The sequence below is a fragment of the Streptomyces cinerochromogenes genome (genome assembly GCF_014648635.1).
Taxonomy (GTDB): Bacteria; Actinomycetota; Actinomycetes; order Streptomycetales; family Streptomycetaceae; genus Streptomyces; species Streptomyces cinerochromogenes.
The window spans coordinates 265,496-279,301 of sequence record NZ_BMRM01000005.1 but is presented as its reverse complement, the minus strand read 5'-3'; the positions used below and the strand labels follow the sequence as shown (position 1 = coordinate 279,301).

Here is a 13,806-nt window from a genome sequence, read left to right as displayed (position 1 = left end):
AACATGACTGCCGGGTGGTGTTCTCGTACGGTACGGGCCGCGGTGTTCGCCGCCGTCTGTGTGCTGCTCGGCGTCCTCGGCCACGTCCTCATGTCCGGAAGCCGTGTGCCCGCCCGGGCGCCGGCCGCCGGGTTCGCCGCGACCGGTTCCCTGGGCTGGTGCCTGGCGGGCCGTGAGCGCGGGTTGCCGCTGATCGTGACCGTCGTGCTCGCCGTACAGACCGTCCTGCACCCATGGGTGGTGGCACCTCGTCGTTCGGCATGTCCCCAAGTTCGGCATCCGCCTCCTCGACGCCCCCGACGCCTGGACCACGCCCTGGCACGCGGCGGACCTGCGCCGTGCCGACGGCACCTGGACCCTGCCGCCGCGTGCCCGGGCCGCCCGGCTCGGCCGCCCGGTCCTGCGCGACGGCGGGCCGAGCCACTTCGGGCAGGAGCGCTATCCCCGCCAGGGCCCGGTCACCGCGAAGGTGGTGCCGGGCGTGTAGCAGTTGACGTACATCGTCCCGCCGTCGGGGGAGAAGGCGACCCCGGCGAACTCGCCCCATTCCGGCGCCGCGGGGGTTCCGCCCGCCGCCGCGGCGGCGGCCGACGTGAGGACCTGTCGGTTGCGGGCCATCGCGTACACCTCGCCGGTGCGCGTCACGCCGAAGACGTGCTGTGCGCCGTTGCCGTCCTCGCACACCATCAGGCCGCCGCTCGGGGCGAGGCAGATGTTGTCCGGGGACTCGCCGGGCAGTTGCACGTCCGTGGCCGGGCCGAAGACGACGACCAGCGTCAGGCGGCGCCGCCGCGGGTCGTAGCGCCAGATCTGGCCGTAGTGGTCGGCCGCCGAACCCTCCGCGCTGCGGGCGAAGGACGACACGAAGTACACGCAGGAGCCGCCCCAGTAGCAGCCCTCCAGCTTCTGCGCGTGCGTGATGCCCCGCGGGCCGTAGTCCTGCAGGCGGGTGGGGGTGGCGGCGGCCAGCGGGTCGGGTACGTCCACCCATTCCACGCCGTCGAAGTGCGCGCCGGTCTCCTGGATCGTGGACAGGTCCGGTACGCCGGGCACCCGCATCGCCTGGAGCCGGCCGCCCGCGCGCAGCGAACCGACGCCGCCCAGCGGCTTGTGCGGGAGGAAGCGGTAGAACAGGCCGAACGGCTTGAGGAACGCGTCCTCCGTCTCGTACACGACGCCGCTGCGCGGGTCGACCGCGATCGCCTCGTGCTGGAAGCGGCCCATCGCGGTCAGCGGGACGGCGCCGGTGCGGTGCGGGTCGGTGGGGTGGACCTCGAAGATGAAGCCGTGGTCCTTGGTGTAGCCGTTGGTTCCCGCCCTGTCCTCGGTCTCCTCGCAGGTCAGCCAGGTGCCCCACGGAGTGCGGCCCCCCGCGCAGTTGACGGCCGTACCGGCGATGGCGACCCGCTCGGACAGCACGCGGTCGTCGGCGTCGAGGGTCAGGGCCGTACAGCCGCCCTTGCCCGCCGGGTCGTAGGTGAGACCGCTGACGGTCGGTACCGGGATCCGCGCGGTGACGCGGTTCTCGTGGTTGCGGACGAGGTGCGTACGGCCGGCTCTGCCGGCGAAGGCGGCCATGCCGTCGTGGTTCGAGGGGACAAGGCCCTCTCCGGAGCGGAGCTGGTCGCCCTCGCGGGAGAGCACGGTGTAGCGGAAACCTTTCGGCAGATCGAGCAGGCCGTTCGGATCGGGGACGAGCGGGCCGTAGCCGGTGCGACCCGGGCCCAGCGCGGCGGCGGTGCCCGCGAAGAGCTCGGACAGGGCTCCGGTGAAGGCGATGCCCGCTCCCAGGGCACTTGCTTTGGCCAGGATCTGACGGCGTGTTGCAGACATGCGGCAGCAACCTTCCTGCTGGCGGACAGGAACTGTGATCCCGCTGTGTCTATCACCTGGTCCGGGCCACGGGAACCACGCGCGTAGCCCGTGTCCCCTCCGGCCGGCGCCGCCGCGCCACGCGCCGGCGGCGGCGGACCGCCGTGCCAGGCAGGGCCGATCGGCCCTGGTCCTTGGTCCCTCGGAGGGGGAAGGATCACCGAGGAGAACCGAACGTGTCACAAGGAGCGACCCATGGCGGAGCGCGAGCAGGCCGGACCCGACCACCCCATCCGGGTCTTCCTCCTGGACGACCACGAGGTGGTGCGGCGCGGGGTGCGCGACCTGCTGGACGACGAGCCGGACATCACGGTGACCGGCGAGGCGGCCACCGTCGCGCAGGCCCTGGCGCGTGTCCCCGCCTTGCGCCCCGACGTCGCGGTGCTCGACGTCCGGCTGCCCGACGGCGACGGGGTGACCGCCTGCCGGGAACTGCGTTCGCAGCTGCCGGAGCTGGCCTGTCTGATGCTGACCTCGTTCGACGACGAGGAGGCCCTGCTCGACTCGATCATGGCCGGTGCGTCCGGCTACGTCCTGAAGCAGATCCAGGGCTCCGGCCTGGTCTCGGCGGTGCGCACGGTGGCCGCGGGGCAGTCCCTGCTGGACCCGAGCGCCACCACCAGGCTCATGGCCCGACTGCGGGACGGCCGGGAGAAGGAGACCGAGCCGGACGCCCTGCCCGGGCTGACCGCGCGGGAGCGGGAGATCCTGGCCCTCATCGGCGAGGGCCTGACCAACCGGGAGATCGGCGGGCGGCTGTACCTCGCCGAGAAGACGGTGAAGAACCACATCTCCCGGCTGCTGGCCAAGCTCGGCGTCGAGCGCCGGGTCCAGGCCGCCGTCATCGCCACCCAGGCCCAGGACCGCCTGCGGGCCGAAGGACACGCCCAGGGACACGCCGAAGGGCGCTGAGCCGCCGGCACCCCGCGCTCACGTGCCGGACAGCCGGCGCCCGGTGACCATGTCCGACTCGATCCGTACGAACACCCCGTCCCCGACCGGCATCCAGGAGTCGGGGCCGTACCGTGCGAGGCGTTCGTGCTCGGCGGGGTCCGTCACCAGCGCGGCCCGGCCGGTCACGACCACGCTCCAGCCGGAGTGGGTCACCGCGTCGAACTCGTCCGCCTCGAAGGCGACCACGGCACCGTCGACCGCGCGCACCAGCTCCGAGCCGGCCGCGGTCCGCAGCACCACCGAGGAGTCCGTGTCCAGGCGGAAGTTGACCGGCAGCACGGCCGGCAGCGCCTGCTGGGTGTACACGACACGGCCGACCGGCACCCCGCCCAGCAGGCGCAGGCAGGCCCGTCGGTCGAGCGTGTGAAAGTCGCCGTTCCGAAGCACCAGGCCATCGTCCGCGCGGGCACCCCGGACGGGATAGGGCCGACCGGCCCTGTCCAGGGGGCGGCCGCCGCAGCCGCGGCAACGGCTCCGCAGGGCGGCGGCAACGGCCGCAGCATCAGTCCCGGCCCGCGACATCAGCGACACCGCCGCCCGCGGCGGCATCGGCTGCCGGCGTCCCGAGCCCGATCACCCCGCTGTCCGGCTGCCCGGCCGCCGGGCAGCCGTACGCGCGATCCCGTGTCGTCCCCCCGGCCCGCGGCCCGCTAACGTGAGTCCCGGTGGGGCGGTTGTACGCGGGGACGGGGCTGGAGGAACGGCAGTGGGAAGCTCCGAGGACGGGCGCGCGGCACGGGGCGTGCGGCTGCCCCAGCTGAGGCTGGACGAACTGCTGGACGAGCTTCAGGCCCGTCTGGACGCGGCCCGCGGCACCCAGGACCGGGTGCACAGCCTGCTGGAGGCGGTGCTCTCCGTCGGCCGCGAACTCGACCTGGAACAGGCGCTGCGCGGCATCGTGGAGGCCGCCGCGGCCCTGGTCGACGCCGAGTACGCGGCGCTCGGCGTGATCGGCTCGGACGGCAGGCGGCTCTCGGCGTTCATCACGGTCGGCGTCGGCGACGAGGAGATCGCCCGCATCGGCCGCTTCCCCGACGGCCGCGGCATCCTGGGCGAACTGATCCGCCACCCCGTGCCGCTGCGGCTGGCCAAGCTCTCCGAGCACGCCGCGTCGTACGGCTTCCCGCCCAACCATCCGCCGATGAACAGCTTCCTCGGCGTTCCCATCCGGGTGCGCGACCAGGTCTTCGGCAATCTCTACCTGACCGAGAAGCGGGGCGGGCGGCAGTTCGACGAGGACGACGAGTCGCTGCTGTCCACGCTGGCCGTGGCGGCGGGCGTGGCGATCGACAACGCCCGCCTGTACGAGGAGTCCCGGCTGCGGGAGCGCTGGCTGGAGGCGAGCGCGGAGATCAGCAGCACCCTGATGTCCGGCGCGGGCCAGCACGAGGCGCTGGGGCTGATCGCGGAGCGGGCGCGGGACATCACCGGCGCGGCGCTCGCCACGGTGGCGACCCCCGTGAAGGACACCGGCACCCTCGCGGTGGAACTGGCCCTCGGCCGGGAGGCGGAGGCACACCGCGGCCTGGTGCTGCCCGTCGACGGCAGCCTCACGGGACGGGCCTTCGCCCTCGGCGCGCCGGTCAGCAGCCCGGACGTCTCGCGCGACGAGCGGGTCACCGCGGGCCCTCGGCGGTTCGCCGGCCTGGGCCCGGCCGTCGCCGTGCCGATCGGCCGGGAGGACCGGATGCGGGGCGTGGTGCTGCTGGTGCGGGAGTCGGGGGCGAGTGACTTCTCCGAGAAGGAGACGGAGCTGCTGAAGGGGTTCGCCGCGCAGGCCGCCGTCGCGATGGAACTCGCCGAGCGCCGCCGGGACGCCGAGCAGATCGCGCTGCTGGAGGACCGCGACCGGATCGCCCGGGACCTGCACGACCTGGCCATCCAGCGGCTGTTCGCGACGGGGATGACGCTGCAGAGCGCGGGCCGGTTCATCCAGCACGCCGAGGCCTCGGAGCGGGTGCGGCGGGCCGTGGACGACCTCGACGAGACCATCAAGATCATCAGGTCGACGATCTTCGGCCTGCGCACCCGCGAGGGCGACGAGGCGCCGGGGCTGCGGGCCCGCGCGGTGCGGGTGGTCGGCCAGGCGGCGCCCGTACTGGGCTTCGCGCCCAGCGTCCGGATGGAGGGGCTGCTCGACACGCACGTGCCGCAGGAGACCGCCGACCACGTCGTGGCCGTCCTGGCCGAGTCCCTCACCAACATCGCCCGGCACGCCCGCGCCGGCCGCGCCGACGTGGTCCTCCGGACCGACGGCCGCGAGGTCCGCCTCACGGTCACCGACGACGGCGTAGGCATCCCGCCCGAGGGCCGCCGCAGCGGTCTGCGCAACCTCACGGAGCGGGCGCGCGGACTCGGCGGCGACATGCGACTCGACCGTCCGCCGACGGGCGGCACCCGACTGGTCTGGCACGCGCCTCTGGGCGCGGGCGAGGCCAAGTCCGGCGCCAGGACAGAGGCCTGAGAGCCGACTCCCTGTCAGCGCAGGCGGCGTGGGGCCGGTCGGGGGCGGGCAGCGCAGGGGGGGCGCGGCGGGCCGGTCCGCGGACCCGCTGCGGCCCGGCGCGAGCGGCGGGGCATGACGGGTCGGCCCTGTCAGCGCAGGCGGCGGAGGTACGGGTCGTTCGGGCGGTGGGGGGTGAGGTGGATCCGGGCGTTCAGGGCGTGGACGCCGTGGGGTCCGGCCAGGAGGGGGTCGAGGGCGGCCTCCGTCACGTGGGGCAGGTCGCAGGCGAGCCGGGACAGGCGGTGCAGGAGCTGTTCCAGGCGGGCGGTGTGCGCGGCGGGCGCGGCCGGAAGGCCGGGTGCGGTCACCAGGTCGTGCGCGTCGCGGCCGGTGAGCGGGGCGAGCCGTACGGCGTGGCCGGCGAGCGGCTCCGCCGCCGCGCCGCCGGGGCCGTAGACCACCAGCGGGCCGAAGACCTCGTCCTGGACGACCCCGGCGAACAGCTCGGTGCCCCGGTCGGCGGGCGGCTGGACCACCACGCCGGCCAGCAGGTCGCCGAAGCGGGTGACCAGGTCCCGGTGGGCGGCCCTGATGCGCGCGGCACCGTGCACGTCGAGAGGGACGGCACCCCGTTCGTCCCGGGGCGGCGGCCCCGGCACGTACGCCCTCAGCACCACCCGCCCGTCGGCCCCCGCGAGCCGCTCCGCGGCCCGCACCGCCTCGTCCTCGTCGCGCGCCCAGGCCCAGGGCGGCTGCGGGATGCCGTAGCAGGCGAGGAGCGCGGCCGTGTCGCGCGGGTCGAGCCGGCCGCCCGCGGGATGCTCCTCCAGCCAGGCGGCGACGAGCCGCCTGGCCCTGCCGGTGTCGGCCTCGACCGGTTCCGGTGAGGTGTCCGGCCGCTGGGACAGCCAGGCGGCCCGCCGGGCGGCGTGGGCGAGGGCGCGGGCGGCGTCCGCGGCGTCGGAGTGGACGGGCAGCGGCGTGCCGCCCCGTGACCGCCGCAGCTCCACCCGGGCCGCCTGCGCGGGCAGCACCGCGACCACCGGGCGGGGGAGCGGGAAGGGCAGCTCCGTCAGCGCGCGGAGCGGATCGTCACCGGTCGCCGCGGCGACCGCCGTCGGCACCAGGGTGACCAGGACCGCGTCGACGCCGTCGTGCCGGGCCAGGCGTTCGACGCAGGCCAGCAACCGCTCCTCGCCGACGGCGGCCGTGACGTCCACCGGGTTCCCGGCGGCGGCCCCCTCGGGCAGCAGGTCCCGCAGCTCCGCCGCCAGGGCCGCGTCGAGCGGCGGCACGCTCAGTCCGGCGTCCGCGCAGGCGTCGGCGGCCAGCACGCCCAGCCCGCGCGCGTTGCTCACGACGGCGACCCGTGTGCCGTGCGGCAGCGGTTGCGCGTGCAGCAGGGCCGCGGTGTCGAGGAGTTCGGCGACCGTTCGGGTGGCGGTGATCCCGGCCTGGGCGAACAAGGCCTGCCGGGTCACGGCGCGGCCCGGCTCGGAACGGCCGGCGTCCACGGTCAGCACCGGCATCGCCCGGGCCACCCGGCGGGCGGTACGGGAGAAGGCGCGCGGGTTGCCGAAGGACTCCAGGTGCAGCACCGCGAGGCCGGTGCGGCCGTCGGCCTCCCACCACTGGAGCAGGTCGTTGCCGCTGACGTCGTACTTGTCGCCGAGCGAGACGAACTCCGACAGGCCGATGCCGAGCCGCGCCAGACCGTCGAGCAGGGCGATGCCGACGCCGCCGGACTGCACGGCCACCCCGGCGGTGCCGGGCCCGGGGGGGCCGGTGGTGAGGGTGGCGTTCAGCCGGATGCCGTCGTCGGTGGTGGCGAGGCCGAGGGAGTGGGGGCCGAGCAGCCGCATCCCGTGGCCGCGGCACACCTCCATCAGGGCGTTCGAGAGGCGGGCGTCGAGCCCGTCGGACACGACGAGCAGGGCGCGCACCCCCGCTCGGCCGCACTCCTCGGCGGCCCCGGGCACGGCCGCGGCGGGTACGGCGATCACCGCCAGGTCGGGCACGACCGGCAGCGCGGCGACGGAGGGGTGGGCGGGCACCCCGCACAGCGCGTGCGCCCCGGGATGCACGGCGAACAGGCGGCCCGTGAAGCCGCCGCGACGGATGGTGCGCAGGACGGCCCGGCCCGCGGAACCGGGCCCGCGGCCGGCGCCGATCACCACCACGGACCGGGGACGCAGCAGCGGTCGCAGGCTGGCCACCCCGGCGCGGCCGGCGCGTGCCTCCACGGCGCGCAGGTAGTCCTCGTCCTCGGTGAGTTCGACGACACAGTGCACCTCCGGTCCGTCGTAGTGGCGCGTCACCCGCAGTCCGAGGTCGTGGAAGACCTTCAGGACCTCGCGGTTCTCGGCCAGGGCGTCGGCGGTGAACGCCGTGATGCCGGCCGTGCGTGCGGCGTCCGCGAGGTGTTCGAGCAGCAGGGTGGCGACGCCGCGGTGGTGCCAGTCGTCGGCGACGGCCAGGGCCGCGTCGGCCGTGGTGCCGCCGGGCGGACCGTCGTACTCCGCCAGACCCACCAGGCGGCCGGCGTGCTCGGCGAGCAGGGTGCGGTGCCCGGGCCGCCCGGGCGCGGTCGCGCGGTGGGCGGCCCGTTGGACGGAGACCCGGCTGAGACTGAAGAACCGCAGCCGGAGGTTGTCCGGGGACATCGCCTCGTACAGCGCCAGCACCGCGTCGTGGTCCTCGGGGCCGGCCCGCCGGATCCGGACGGTGGTGCCGTCCGCGAGCAGCGCGTGCACGGGCGCGTGACGGGCGGGCGCGGGCGCCTGCTGGACGTCTGCGGGCGTCCGCGGGGGCGTCTGCTCGGCGTGTACGGGCGTTCGCCGGGGGTGTACGGGTGTCTGCTCGGCGTGTACGGGTGTCTGCCGGACGTGGACGGGCACGGGCTGGGCGGGTGTCGGCGCGGGCCGGGTGTCGGGCATCGGGGCGTCTCCCTCCGGGGCGGTGCGGCCAGCGTCCGCCGTCCGGCCGGACGGGGCCCAGGGGCCGGCCGGGCATCCCGCGGGGCCGGACGTCCCCGGGTCCGGAGCGGAGGCCGGACCGGTCGGCGCGGGCCGGCGGGCCGGACGTCCCCGGGGACGGAGGGGCCGTCTGCTCGTGGCCGCGCGCGGGACGGTGGGGGCCGTCTGCTCGTGCCCGCGCGCGAGGCGTGTCACGGTGGCATCGAGGGACCGTGCTGCCGGCGGGGCGGCCCGGTGAAAGGCGGTGAGCCCGATGACGGAACTGCCCCTGGTGGTGGGAGTGGACGGATCGGAGCCCAGTCTGACGGCCGTCGACTGGGCGGTGGACGAGGCGGCCCGCCGCCGCCTGCCGCTGCGGCTGGTGTACGCCTCCCTGTGGGAGCGCTACGAGGGTGCCGTACCGCCGGGCGAGCAGGAACCTCCCTCGGAGCAGGTGATGGCCGAGCAGATCGTCGCCTCGGCGGCCGCGCGGGCCCGGCAGCGGTCGCCGGACGTCAGGACGGTCACCGACATCCTCCCGCAGAGCCCGGTGGACGCACTGCTGCAGGCAGGGCAGGAGGCCTTCGCCCTCGTCACCGGGGCACGCGGCCGGAGCGCGCTCAAGGGGCTGCTGCCCGGCTCGGTCGGGCCGGCCGTGGCCGCCCGCGCCCGCTGCCCGGTCATCGTCGTCCGCGGGGACCGGGCCGGACTGGCGGGCACCCACGGCCGGGTGCTGCTCGGCGCCGGGGAACCGGACACCGCCGGCGACGCCGTGCGCTTCGCCTTCCAGGAGGCCGAGGCCCGCGGCTGTGTCCTCGATGCCGTACGCGCCTGGCACGCGCCCGCGCACGAGAGCGTCGTCCGTCCCCTGCGCGCCGGGGAGGCCGCGCACCGGCACGAGCGGCAGGCGGCCGAACTGCTCGACACCCTGCTGGGGGACGTGACCGCCGGGCATCCCCGGGTGCGCGTGCGGCGCGCGACACCCGAGGGCACGGCCCGCAAGGTGCTCGCGGAGCTGTCGGCCGCGGCCGACCTCGTCGTCGTCGGCGCCCGTCACCGGCACGACGGTTCCGGGCACCAGCTCGGCCGCGTCGCGCACACCCTGCTGCGCCAGTCCCAGTGCCCGGTGGCGGTCGTGCCCCAGCGCTGAGCCGGGTCCGCCGGCACCGTGATCACCGAAGCCCCGCAGGACCGCCCCGCAAGAATTAGAATATTCAAACATCATGGCGGAGGGGGCGGAAGTGTCCGCACAAGAGGCGGCCGCACAGGAGGCGGCGTTCGGGCCACTGCTGCGGGAGATGCGGCTGGGCAAGTCGCTGACCATGGAGGCCCTGGCGGAGGCGTCCGGTGTCAGCGTGCGCGGCATCGGCGATCTGGAGCGCGGACGGCGGGCCGCACCGCAGCGGCGGACGGTGGCGGCGCTCGCGGACGGACTCGGTCTGGACGACGCCGAGCGGGAGCGGCTGCTCGCCGCCGCCCGCGCCGGACGCACCCCCGGTTACAGCCCCGTTGGCGTCCGCTCCTTCCCCCGCGGCACGGACGACTTCGTCGGCCGCGTGGACGAGCTGACCCGCCTGGAGGCGCTCGCCGGCCCGCCCGCGAGGGCCGGTGCCGAGGACCGCGTCCTTGGGGCGGGCGGCGCCGCCACGGAGCCCCATCCCGTCGTCGTCGCCATCCACGGCCCGCCCGGCACCGGCAAGACCACCCTCGCGCTGCGCGCCGCCCGCCGGCTCGCCGACCGCTTCCCGGACGGCCAGCTCATGGTGGACCTGCGCGGGACCGACGACAGCCCGCCCGCCCCGTCCGAGCTGATGGTCCGGGTGCTCAAGGCCGTCGGCGTACCCGACCGGGACCTGGCGAAGGCCGGAGCACAGGCCCACCCCGCCCTGTACCGGCAGGTCCTCGCCGACCGCCGCTGCCTGCTGGTGCTGGACAACGCCCGCGACGAGGCGCAGGTACGTCCGCTGCTGCCCGGCTCGGGCGGGACACTGGTCCTGGTGACCAGCCGCCGTATGCTCACCGGCCTGGACGACGTGCACCGGCTGCCGCTCGGCCGGCTCGAACCCGCCGAGTCGGCCGCCTTCCTCGCCTCCCTCGTCGGCGCTGACCGCGCCGCGGCCGAACCGCGGGCACTGGAGGAGGTCGCCCGGCTCTGCGCGCACCTCCCGCTCGCCCTCAGGGTCGCGGGCAACTGGCTGGCCACCCGCACCGGTTGGAGCGTGCGCCGGCTCGCGGACCGGCTGGCCGACGAGGAACGGCGGCTGGACGCGCTGGCCGCCGGGGACGTCCGGGTGGCGGGCGCCTTCTACCTGTCCTACCGCCAGCTGACGCCCACGGCCGCCCGCCTGTTCCGGCGGCTGTCCCTGGTCCCCGGCCCCGACGTGAGCGCGGCCTGCGCCGCCCGGCTCACCGGCCAGGACCTCTACGACACCGAGGACACCCTGGAGGAACTGGTCGAGGCGGGCCTGCTCGGCGGCAGCGACGACCGCTACCGGCTGCACGACCTGCTGTGCCTGTACGGCCGTGACCGCCTTCTCGCCGAGGACGGCGAGGCGGACGTCGACCGGGCCCGCCGGTCGATGTTCCGCTGGCTGCTGGAGACGGCCGTCGTGGCCGGCCGGTGGTACGAACCCGGTCACGGGGCCCCGCCGCCGTCCTGGCGGGGCACGGTGGACCTCTCCAGCGCCGACAGGGCCCGTGACTGGCTCCAGACCGAGTCCGCCAACTGGCTGGCGGCCCTGCACGCCGCCGCCGCGGACGGCGACCACACCACCGTCGTCGAGGTGGCCGAGGCCCTGCACTGGTTCTCCGACCAGTGGATGTTCTGGGGGCACTGGCCGGAGGTGTTCGGCGCGTCCGCCCGGTCCGCCGAGGCCCTCGGCGACCCCCTGCTCGAAGCGACCCACCTCAACTACTACGCCTGGGCCCTGCTGTTGTGCGAGGGCAGGCCCCGCGACAGCCTCCCGTACTCCGCCCGCGGCCTCGCCGCGGCCGAGCGGGCCGGTGACCTCGCCCAGCAGGCGTGGGCGCACCTGTACGCCGCGTGGGCCCACCACCTGCTGGGCGAGGTGGAGCAGTTCGCCGGGCACATCACCGACGCCCTGGCGCTGTTCCAGGCCGCCGGAGACCTGCCCGGCATGCTCCAGGCGCTCGCCGCACGCGGCTGGCAGCTGAGGGGAGCCGGGCGCCACGAGGAGGCGATCGAGGTCAACCGGGAGATCCTGACCCGGCTGGACGAGGCCGGTGACGGCGTCGAACCGCACATCGCCGCCTTCACCCGGGTCACCGCCCTCGCGAACGTGGGCATCAGCTACAGCCATCTGGGACGCTGGGACGAAGCGGTGGAGCAGCTGCGGGCCTCGGTGGAGCTGAGCCGCAAGGAGGGCAACGTCGGTCTGGAGAGCCGCTATCTGCTCTCGCTCGGCGACGTCCTGCGGAAAGCCGGCCGTACCGGGGAGGCGCGCGAGGCGTTCACGCGCTGTGTCGCCCTCGGCGCCGACGCGGACGCGCGCCGGATCGCCGCGGCACGCGCCCGGCTCGCGGAACTGGACACCGGCTGAGACGGGTGGCCCCGGCGCGTCAGCTCCCGTACCGGTCGCCCTCGCCCCCGTCCGCGTGCACCTGCCGCCACTCCCGCGGGGAGAGCCCGTAGGCGGCGCGGAACGCGCGGCTGAAGTGGGACGGACTGACGAATCCCCAGCGCCGGGCCACCGCCGAGACGGTGGGGGTCACCCGCCCGCGGCGGGCGAGTTCACGGGCGCACGCCTCCAGCCGCCGCTGCTGGACGAGACGGCCCACGGTGATCCCCTCGCCCTCGAAGAGCCGGTGCAGGTAGCGGACGGATATGTGGTGCGCCCGGGCGATGGACTCCGGGGAGAGGGAGACCTCGCCGAGGTTCCGGTCGATGTGGGCGCGGACGTTCTGCACGAGGTGGTCGGGGGCGCCGTCCGGGTCCCGGCCGGCGCGATCGGCGATCAGGGTGGCGAACAGGTCGACGACGTGCCCGGCCAGCCGCTGACCCACGGCGGGCGGGTAGGAGGGGGCCGCGTCGGCCAGCGTGGTGAGGAAGGGCCGCAGCACCGCGCCGAAGCCGTGCCCCGTGCCGATCGCGACACCGGTGACCTGCCGGATGTCGCTGTCCGCGACGCCGAGCTGATGGCGCGGCAACTGGAAGACGTGGGTGGTGAAACGCTGCGGACAGCTCAGGGAGAAGGGCCGCGCCGTGTCGTAGACCACCAGGTCGCCGCTGCCCAGCTCGGCCCGCCGGCCGTCCTGGACGAGGGTGGCGGCACCCGACACCTGCAGGCCGAACGCCACCTGGTCCCCGGGGTGACGCGCGATCAGGGCCGGGGTGCGGCTGATCCGCTGCGCACCGCCCTCGATGCGGGAGATCCGGAGGCAGCCGAGGGCGTCGGTGGTGATCCCGCCGTCGAACGGCTCGTCGTGGGGCGTGACGGCGACCGGTACCAGCGCTCTGCCCACCGCGTCGCTCCAGGAAGGGGCCCTGTCCCGGTCCGGCACCGCGTCGGTCGTCAGCACCCAGCTCACCTTGTTCTCCCTGGCATGAGGTCACCGGGGCCGTACCGGTCGTGCCCCGTGGACCAGCCAAGCAGCGGGCACCACCGGGCCACCAGGAAGAACACAGGCAGAAACGTCTCAGGCGAAGTGCCGCCACAGCGCGGCGACCGCGGGCGGCGCCTCACCGGGAGGCCGCACCAGCATGATCTTCCAGCGGGGTGCGTGCCGCCGGATCCGGTAGGTCGTCAGGTCGGGGAAGCGGTCCGCGATCGACCGGGGCATGATGCAGACCCCCAGGTCGGTGCGGACCAGCTCGGCCGCCGCGACGATGTCGTTCACCTCGAAGGTCGTGGTGCGGTCGACGCCGGCGGCCCGGAAGGCCCGGTCCACCGCGTGCCGGATCGCCCAGCCCTGGCTGAAGTCCACCAGCGGCAGCCGGGCGGCATCGGCGAGTTCGGCCTCACCCCGGGAGGCCGAGGCGCCCGGGTCCCGCCCCGGCGAGGCCACCAGCACCATCTCCTCCTGGGACAGCAGCCGGGTCGTCAGACCGCGCTGCTGCTGCCGGTCCAGCGCCACCACGGCCATGTCCACCGTGCCCTCCCGCAGTGCCTGCCGGATGTCGGCGACCGCCGCCTGCCGCAGCTGCACCCCGAGACCCGGGTGTTCCGCCCGGAGCGCGGCCAGCGCGTGGTGCAGGCCGGCCCACACGCCCTGCATCGTGCCCACCGTGATCCGGCCGCGCAGCTCCCCGCGGACCGCGTCGACCGCCTCCCGGGCGGCCTCCGCCGCCCGCAGAGCGGCCCGTGCCGCCGGGACGAACGCCTCGCCCGCCGGGGTCAGCGCGACCCGGTGCGTGGTGCGGTCGAACAGCGGGGTGCCCAGTTCCCGTTCCAGCGCCCGCACGGTGCCGGAGACCGCCGACTGGACCACGTGCAGCCGTCGCGCCGCCGCCGTGAAGCCGCCCGCGTCGGCCACCGCCACGACGACCTCCATCTGCCGCAGATCCATCCTGTGCTCCTTCGGGGGCCGGCCGGGCCGCGCGGCCCGGCGCTCGTCGGCGGG

At 75.7% G+C, this 13,806-nt stretch carries 9 protein-coding genes and 1 pseudogene; 5 read left to right on the top strand and 5 right to left on the bottom strand.

The annotated features are described in order from the left end of the window. Positions 1-3: 3 nt before the first annotated feature. Positions 4-231, top strand: a pseudogene (locus IEZ20_RS39625) (hypothetical protein); the annotation flags it as partial. 207 nt (positions 232-438) lie between these two features. Here IEZ20_RS39625 and IEZ20_RS12420 read toward each other — a convergent pair. Beyond that, positions 439-1,833: a PhoX family protein gene (locus tag IEZ20_RS12420; RefSeq protein ID WP_189297579.1), complete on the bottom strand. Its 1,395-nt coding sequence runs from the start codon at positions 1,831-1,833 to the stop codon at positions 439-441. A gap of 234 nt (positions 1,834-2,067) precedes the next feature. Here IEZ20_RS12420 and IEZ20_RS12415 point away from each other — a divergent pair, with 234 nt between their 5' ends. Continuing rightward, positions 2,068-2,784 (top strand): response regulator, encoded by a 717-nt coding sequence (locus IEZ20_RS12415; RefSeq protein ID WP_189297577.1) that lies wholly within the window; start codon positions 2,068-2,070, stop codon positions 2,782-2,784. Between the two features lie 18 nt (positions 2,785-2,802). Here IEZ20_RS12415 and IEZ20_RS12410 read toward each other — a convergent pair whose 3' ends face one another. Then, on the bottom strand, positions 2,803-3,213 hold the full coding sequence (locus IEZ20_RS12410) for a pyridoxamine 5'-phosphate oxidase family protein (protein WP_229896032.1): 411 nt from the start codon (positions 3,211-3,213) through the stop codon (positions 2,803-2,805). 319 nt (positions 3,214-3,532) lie between these two features. On the opposite strand from IEZ20_RS12410, the gene IEZ20_RS12405 reads away from it, so the two are divergent. After that, positions 3,533-5,290 carry a GAF domain-containing sensor histidine kinase gene (locus IEZ20_RS12405; RefSeq protein WP_189297573.1) on the top strand — a complete coding sequence of 586 codons (1,758 nt, stop codon included), beginning with the start codon at positions 3,533-3,535 and terminating at the stop codon, positions 5,288-5,290. Between the two features lie 131 nt (positions 5,291-5,421). On the opposite strand, the gene IEZ20_RS12400 is transcribed toward IEZ20_RS12405, so the two are convergent. Then, a complete protein-coding gene (locus tag IEZ20_RS12400; RefSeq protein ID WP_189297571.1) occupies positions 5,422-8,208 on the bottom strand; it encodes a bifunctional acetate--CoA ligase family protein/GNAT family N-acetyltransferase in 2,787 nt (928 codons plus the stop codon). Between the two features lie 292 nt (positions 8,209-8,500). Between IEZ20_RS12400 and IEZ20_RS12395 the strand changes: the two genes are divergently transcribed. Both IEZ20_RS12395 and IEZ20_RS12390 read left to right on the top strand, forming a co-directional pair. Next, the gene (locus tag IEZ20_RS12395; RefSeq protein WP_189297570.1) at positions 8,501-9,376 is read left to right on the top strand and encodes a universal stress protein; all 876 of its coding nucleotides are present in this window, start codon (positions 8,501-8,503) and stop codon (positions 9,374-9,376) included. Positions 9,377-9,467: 91 nt separating this feature from the next. Beyond that, positions 9,468-11,786 (top strand): ATP-binding protein, encoded by a 2,319-nt coding sequence (locus IEZ20_RS12390; protein WP_229896031.1) that lies wholly within the window; start codon positions 9,468-9,470, stop codon positions 11,784-11,786. A gap of 19 nt (positions 11,787-11,805) precedes the next feature. On the opposite strand, the gene IEZ20_RS12385 is transcribed toward IEZ20_RS12390, so the two are convergent. Both IEZ20_RS12385 and IEZ20_RS12380 read right to left on the bottom strand, forming a co-directional pair. Further along, positions 11,806-12,774: an AraC-like ligand-binding domain-containing protein gene (locus tag IEZ20_RS12385; protein ID WP_189297566.1), complete on the bottom strand. Its 969-nt coding sequence runs from the start codon at positions 12,772-12,774 to the stop codon at positions 11,806-11,808. Positions 12,775-12,882: 108 nt separating this feature from the next. Then, positions 12,883-13,752 carry a LysR family transcriptional regulator gene (locus tag IEZ20_RS12380; RefSeq protein ID WP_189297564.1) on the bottom strand — a complete coding sequence of 290 codons (870 nt, stop codon included), beginning with the start codon at positions 13,750-13,752 and terminating at the stop codon, positions 12,883-12,885. Between the last annotated feature and the right edge of the window lie 54 nt (positions 13,753-13,806).

Excerpts from the sequence above, each read along its gene's own strand:
- IEZ20_RS12420 (WP_189297579.1), bottom strand. The coding sequence starts at position 1,833 with ATGTCTGCAACACGCCGTCAGATCCTGGCCAAAGCAAGTGCCCTGGGA.
- IEZ20_RS12415 (WP_189297577.1), top strand. The coding sequence starts at position 2,068 with ATGGCGGAGCGCGAGCAGGCCGGACCCGACCACCCCATCCGGGTCTTC.
- IEZ20_RS12400 (WP_189297571.1), bottom strand. The coding sequence starts at position 8,208 with ATGCCCGACACCCGGCCCGCGCCGACACCCGCCCAGCCCGTGCCCGTC.
- IEZ20_RS12395 (WP_189297570.1), top strand. The coding sequence starts at position 8,501 with ATGACGGAACTGCCCCTGGTGGTGGGAGTGGACGGATCGGAGCCCAGT.
- IEZ20_RS12380 (WP_189297564.1), bottom strand. The coding sequence starts at position 13,752 with ATGGATCTGCGGCAGATGGAGGTCGTCGTGGCGGTGGCCGACGCGGGC.